Origin of the sequence: Streptomyces sp. HSW2009, from assembly GCF_040240285.1 — a bacterium.
Taxonomy (GTDB): Bacteria; Actinomycetota; Actinomycetes; order Streptomycetales; family Streptomycetaceae; genus Streptomyces.
Window position 1 is genome coordinate 1 of the sequence record NZ_JBEHZD010000500.1, and the last position, 5,777, is coordinate 5,777.

General features: G+C 71.1%; 4 protein-coding genes. 3 read left to right on the forward strand and 1 reads right to left on the reverse strand.

Features of this window, described 5'->3' with window-relative positions:
* Window positions 1-179 precede the first annotated feature (179 nt).
* Both AAHZ94_RS27280 and AAHZ94_RS27285 read left to right on the forward strand, forming a co-directional pair.
* Complete coding sequence (locus AAHZ94_RS27280) at window positions 180-617, forward strand: hypothetical protein (RefSeq protein ID WP_349996079.1); 438 nt, start codon at window positions 180-182, stop codon at window positions 615-617.
* 666 nt (window positions 618-1,283) lie between these two features.
* Window positions 1,284-2,918, forward strand: a complete 1,635-nt coding sequence (locus AAHZ94_RS27285; protein ID WP_349996080.1) for a recombinase family protein — start codon at window positions 1,284-1,286, stop codon at window positions 2,916-2,918.
* Window positions 2,919-3,221: 303 nt separating this feature from the next.
* Here AAHZ94_RS27285 and AAHZ94_RS27290 read toward each other — a convergent pair whose 3' ends face one another.
* Entirely contained in the window at window positions 3,222-4,622 is a 1,401-nt protein-coding gene (locus tag AAHZ94_RS27290; RefSeq protein ID WP_349996082.1) for a cystathionine beta-synthase, read from the reverse strand.
* Window positions 4,623-5,147: 525 nt separating this feature from the next.
* Between AAHZ94_RS27290 and AAHZ94_RS27295 the strand changes: the two genes are divergently transcribed.
* Window positions 5,148-5,777 (forward strand): SGNH/GDSL hydrolase family protein (locus AAHZ94_RS27295; RefSeq protein WP_502964799.1); only part of this gene is annotated, 630 nt, incomplete at its 3' end.

A 5,777-nucleotide genomic window follows, 5' to 3' on the forward strand; every position in this document is an offset into this window, starting at 1 on the left:
GGGGGGGGGGGGGGGGGGGGGGGGCGCCCCGCCGCGGGGGGGCGGGGGGGCGGGGGGGCGGGGGGGCCGACAGCCGGCGGGCCCGTATCGCAGGGGTGGGGCGTCGGGGGCTTGGCCCCCAGCCGATAGGGGGGCTGACCCTACTTACACCCCCGTCGCTTACCCGTAGCGTATGCACCATGGACGCCCGCGACCCTGAGCTGAAGAAGGAACTCGACGCGACCTTGCAGACGCGCAAGGAGCTCGGTCCCGAGTACGAGTCGGAGTTGGTCGATTCCTTCATGGAGAAGGTCGAGCAGCGCTTCAACGACACCGCCGACCGGCACGTCCGCCGCCAGCTCGCCGAACAGCAGATGTCCGCCGCCCGCGGGGACCGCCAGCCGGCCGGGTCCGGCAGCACGGCGGCCACCGGCATCGGGGTCGGCGAACGGTTCGGCTTCGTCGCCGTCTCACTGGTGCTCGCCATCCCGCTCTCCGCGATCGGCGCGGTCAACGAGGGCCTGCCCGGCCTGCTCGTCGCCTGGGGCGGCATCTTCGGCGTGAACGCGGTGCACGCTCTCGGCGGCTTCGCCTTCCTCCGCCGCGACCGCAAGAAGTCCACCAGCGACTGGGACTGACCCGGAACCGGCCGCGGACCAAGGGCCGAGCGGGCGCGGGCCACGCGAGGCCGCCCGGCGTACGAAACCCGCACAGCACGCCACATCGAACCGCACGAACCCCCACACGACACACGGCTGGCCCGTGACCCATCCAGGTCACGGGCCAGCCGGCAACGTACGCGCGGGGACCGTCTCACCCCGGTACGCGACCGGGGGCGGGACGACGACGGTCCCCGCGGGGGACGCGGGCCGGGTCCAGGCCGGTCTCGCCGCGTCCGGGCGACCGTGGAGGTCCGGGAGCCGCTCCGGAGGTCCGTGTCGCCGTCATCGGGTGTCGGTGTCGCCCTACCGACACCCACCACCGTGCCGGACGCGTGTTAAATGCGTGCTGCTGGCGCGTGACGCACACGTACCACTTGTGCGAAGGCGCGCCCCCGGGCCCCTCCCCCGCTGGCCAAGGCCCGGGCAGCCCCCGTCCACCCACCACCCACGCTGTCCGCCCCGGGCCGACGCCGACTGGTCTGACCGGGGGCTGGGGCGGGCCTCCGCACCACCGAGCACACCCCCCACACGTACGGGCCCGCCTCCTCCAAGCCTGAGTCCTTCATCTACCGACTCCAGCCAATCAGCCAGTATGGGTATATTTCTGGCTCACGTCTGACGACCTTTCACTCGGAGGGCACGGTGACCGGTACCTCAAGGGGCTTCCTCAACCCGGAGTTGGTGAGCGAGCTGCAAGCGGGCAAGACCTTCGAGGACTGGTTGGACGGCCGGATACCCGGCGTGGACTACGCCCGCATCAGTGCGGACCAGTCACTTCGCTCCACGACGCGAGCCAAATCGCGGAAGGCCGGTACGGGTGTCCGACACCAGCACGAGGGAAACGAGGAGACGGCCACGGAGCACGGCGTGGCCATCGTCAAGTACTTCGAGGACAACAACCTCACGGCGGCCGACCCCAGCGTGGTGAGGCCGAGCTTCGTGGAGATGACGCGCTCGGTCCACTACCGAAAGGTTTCCGAGGGCTACCCGGTGTGTGCCGTGGTCTCGGCCGAGCACGAGCGCGTGTGGCGACTCCCGGAGGACTACGCCAGGTTCCGCCGGGCCGTCATCGTCCAAGGTGACGGGCTCTTCATCGAGCGGGGGAAGCCGTACGACCTCGTGAGTTCCGGCAGCAACGCGGTCGGACTCGCGGACTCCGGAGAATCCGCGGGCGAGGTGACCAGGACGAAGGAGCGGCTTCACCGCGAGGTCAGGCGCCGGGCACAAGACGGAACCTCGCCCGGCGGCCGACGTCGTTTCGGCTGGCTCGCCCAGGACGTCCGCGAGGGCCGTGGGATGAACATGAGGCTCGACCCAGAAGAGTCGGTCATCCTGCGCCACATGATCGACAAGGCGCTGGAGGGGCGGACCTGGAATTCCATCGCTCGGGACCTCAACGGAATCGGGATCGTCGGCGCGAGTGGAAGGCCCTGGTCGGGGGCCACGGTGCGGCAGCTCTTGATCAATCCGGTGCTGTGCGGTCAACGGGCCATGGCCGGCAAGCTCGTCCTCGGGAAAGACGGCAACCCGATCATGGGCCAGTGGGAGACCGTGTGCACCACCGAGGAATCGGCAGCACTGCGGCGGCTCTCCACGGGGCGTGGGGCCCAATCAGGCGGATTCCGGAAGACGCATCCCGGCTACGCGGTGCCGGGGGCTCCGGAGTCCCGCGCCCGGAAGTACCTGTTCTCGGGCTTCTTACGCTGCGGGGCACACCGGAAGGACGACCCGGCCAAGATCTGCGATGCCAAGATGGGCGGGGGTCGCCGTCCGCCGCGGGCGAACCCGGACAACTGCGTCTACGTGTGCGCGAGGCTCGACTGTGGGGGCGCTTCCCGTCAGATGGGGCCCGTTGACGAGCATCTGGAAGAGCTGGTCGTACGAGCCCTTGAGGTCCGGTACGAGAAGGTACGGCCCAAGGTCACCGAGTGGCCGGGTACAGCCGTGCTCGAAGATCTTCAGACGCGCCGACGGAACCTCGAAACCAAGTGGGCCGAGGGTGTCGTTTCGGACGCTGCGTTCTACCGACTCCTGCCGAGCGTCGAGGAGAGGATCGCCGGCCTGGAAACTGACCGGCGTGAATTCCTGGTGGAGCAGGCGGCAGCCAACGCCTTCGCCGGATGGGACAGGTCGAAGTGGAAGGACATGGACCTCACGCAGCGGCGCACTGCCATCAGCCGCATCATCCATGCCGTGATCGTGTCTCCGATCCCGAAGGGGCGGTCTCTGCGGGCGCCGTTCGATCCGGACCTGCTCCGCGTCGTTCCACGGGCGTAGCCTCTGCGACCGGGCCGACGGCGGGCGATGCCCCCGTCGGCTTCCTCAGACCGGACCCGGAGCTTCGCCCGCTGACGGGCGACCCGCCTGCCGACACACCTGCCCGACGCCATCCCGCAGTTCTTCAGCACCCTGCTTCAGCCGTGATCCCCGCATGGGCGGCGCGCACCCGTCCAGTGGCACGAAGGACCATTCGCCCGCATGAGGGAACCCGACCTTTCCGGCGGGTCCTACAAGCCCCTGCAACACCCTGGAGTTCAGGGAGTTGCAGGGGCGCCGTTGCTGACGGCGCGAGCACCGGTCTCAGGGCATGGCCTGCACGTTGCCGTTCTCGGCGAGGAAGGCCAGGACGTCCTGCCGGGTGACGATGCCGGTGGGCTTGCCGTCCACCAGGACCACCGCGGCGTCCCGTCCTTCCAGTGCAGCCGCCACCTTCGCCACCGGCTCTCCGGAGCCGACGACGGGCAGCGGCGGACTCATGTGCTTGTCCAGCGGATCGTTCGGCCCGGCGTGATCGGCGTACAGCGCGTGCAGCAGCACCCGCTCCTCCACCGCTCCGATCACCTCGCCGGCCATCACGTCGGGATGCCCCGCGCCCGGTGCCACCACCGGCATCTGCGAGACCCCGTACTCCCTCAGAACCTGAACCGCGTCGCCCACGGTCTCGGTGGGGTGCATGTGCACGAAGTTCGGCATCCCCGCCGTCTTCAGTCCCAGCACGTCACCGGCCGTCGGCTCCGCGATCGGCTGATCGCTGAACCCATGTTGGCCCATCCACTCGTCATTAAAAATCTTCGAAAGATACCCACGGCCACTGTCCGGCAGCAGCACGACCACCACGTCGTCGGGGCCGAGTCGCTCGGCGACCCGGAGGGCGGCCACGACCGCCATCCCGCACGAGCCGCCGACCAGCAGGCCCTCCTCCTTCGCGAGGCGGCGCGTCATCTGGAAGGCGTCCTTGTCGGAGACCGCGACGATCTCGTCGGCGACGGTCCTGTCGTACGCCGTCGGCCAGAAGTCCTCGCCGACGCCCTCGATCAGATACGGCCGGCCCGAGCCGCCGGAGTAGACCGAGCCCTCCGGGTCGGCGCCGATGACCTGGACCCGACCCTCACTGGCGTCCTTCAGATAGCGGCCGGTGCCACTGATCGTGCCGCCGGTGCCGACACCCGCGACGAAGTGGGTGATCCGGCCGTCGGTCTGCTGCCACAGCTCGGGGCCCGTGGACTCGTAGTGCGAGCGCGGGTTGTTCGGGTTGCTGTACTGGTCGGGCTTCCAGGCGCCCGGCGTCTCGCGCACCAGGCGGTCGGAGACGTTGTAGTACGAGTCGGGGTGCTCGGGGTCGACGGCGGTCGGGCACACCACGACCTCGGCCCCGTACGCCCGCAGCACGTTGATCTTGTCCGTGGACACCTTGTCGGGGCAGACGAAGATGCACTTGTACCCCTTGCGCTGGGCGACCATCGCCAGGCCCACGCCGGTGTTGCCCGACGTCGGCTCCACGATCGTGCCACCGGGCTGGAGCGCCCCCGACTCCTCGGCCGCCTCGATCATCCGCACGGCGATCCGGTCCTTCACCGAACCGCCGGGGTTGAAGTACTCGACCTTCGCCAGGACGGTGGCCTGAATGCCCTCGGTCACGCCGTTGAGCTTCACCAGCGGGGTGTTGCCGACCAGCTCAATCATCGATTCGTGAAACTGCACGCCCTACTCCAGGTTCAGCGGGATCTCCGCGGGTCAAGGGGCTGCCGCCGGCGCGGGCCCACTCCTTCAGCCTATTGCGCCACGGTCCGGGAGCGACCGCCCTGTGGATAACTCACCGCGACCGCCCCCTGACGAACGGGCATCGCCCCGGCAGCCAGGGTGCCCCCACTCCGCACGAAGCCGTACGTTTCGGCCACTCCTCCAGGGTCGCTTATGCGCCACCTGGTCGCGCTCCCGCCCATACCCCCGCTTCGCTCTCTTCGCGCTCTTCGCCCTCTTCCCACCTGGTACGAGTCGGTACGAGGCCCGCCCCGCGCGCGGGGACGTGCCCCGTCCGGCACTGCGGCTGCGGCATGCGGCGGGACCGGGCGCCCGGAGCGTTGCGATGCACCGCGATCCGGGCAACACGTCAGTAGGCCCGGCCGGCCCGCCCCGTACCGCGTCCGGCAGGCAGCGCGGGCAGGGCCGCTCGGGGCAGGCGCGGTTGGGGCACGTACGCAGCACAGACCGGAGGTGAGCGGGCCCATGTCGATGTCGAGAGCACGGGGGGCGCGGCGGATCGCGACCGCCGCGGCGTACGGGGGCGGCGGGATCGGGCTGCTCGGCGGGGCGGCCGTCGGGCTGCTGCTGACCGAGGTGCGGATGGCCCGGCGGGTGGTGGGCGGCTCGGGCGACGTGCCACCTGCGGCCGACGGCCGGTACGGCACGGCCTTCGACCGCGACGGCGACGCCCCGCCGCTGCGCCTGGCCTTCCTCGGCGACTCCACCGCCGCCGGTCAGGGCGTGCGCCACGCCCACCAGACGCCGGGCGCCCTGCTCGCCTCCGGCCTCGCCGCCGTGGCCGAGCGCCCGGTGGAGCTGCGGGTGGTCGCCCTGCCCGGCGCGCAGTCCGACGACCTGGCCCGCCAGGTGGCCCGCCTGCTGGCCCCACCCACCGACCCGCACCCCGAGCCCGCCACCCCCACGCCCCACCCGGACGCCGGCACCGGCACCAGCACCAGCACCAGCACCAGCACCAGCACCAGCACCGAGACGACGATCGCCGGGGGGACGGGCGCCGGTACGGGCGCGGGCACGCGCGCGAGGTTCGCCGCTGGGGCGCCGGGCGGACCGGCCGCTGACGGCGGACCCGGCAGCCGGCAGCAGCCGCCGCAC

What these genes read in the sequence shown, in the direction of transcription:
- AAHZ94_RS27280 (WP_349996079.1), top strand. Translation starts at nt 180, where the DNA reads ATGGACGCCCGCGACCCTGAGCTGAAGAAGGAACTCGACGCGACCTTG.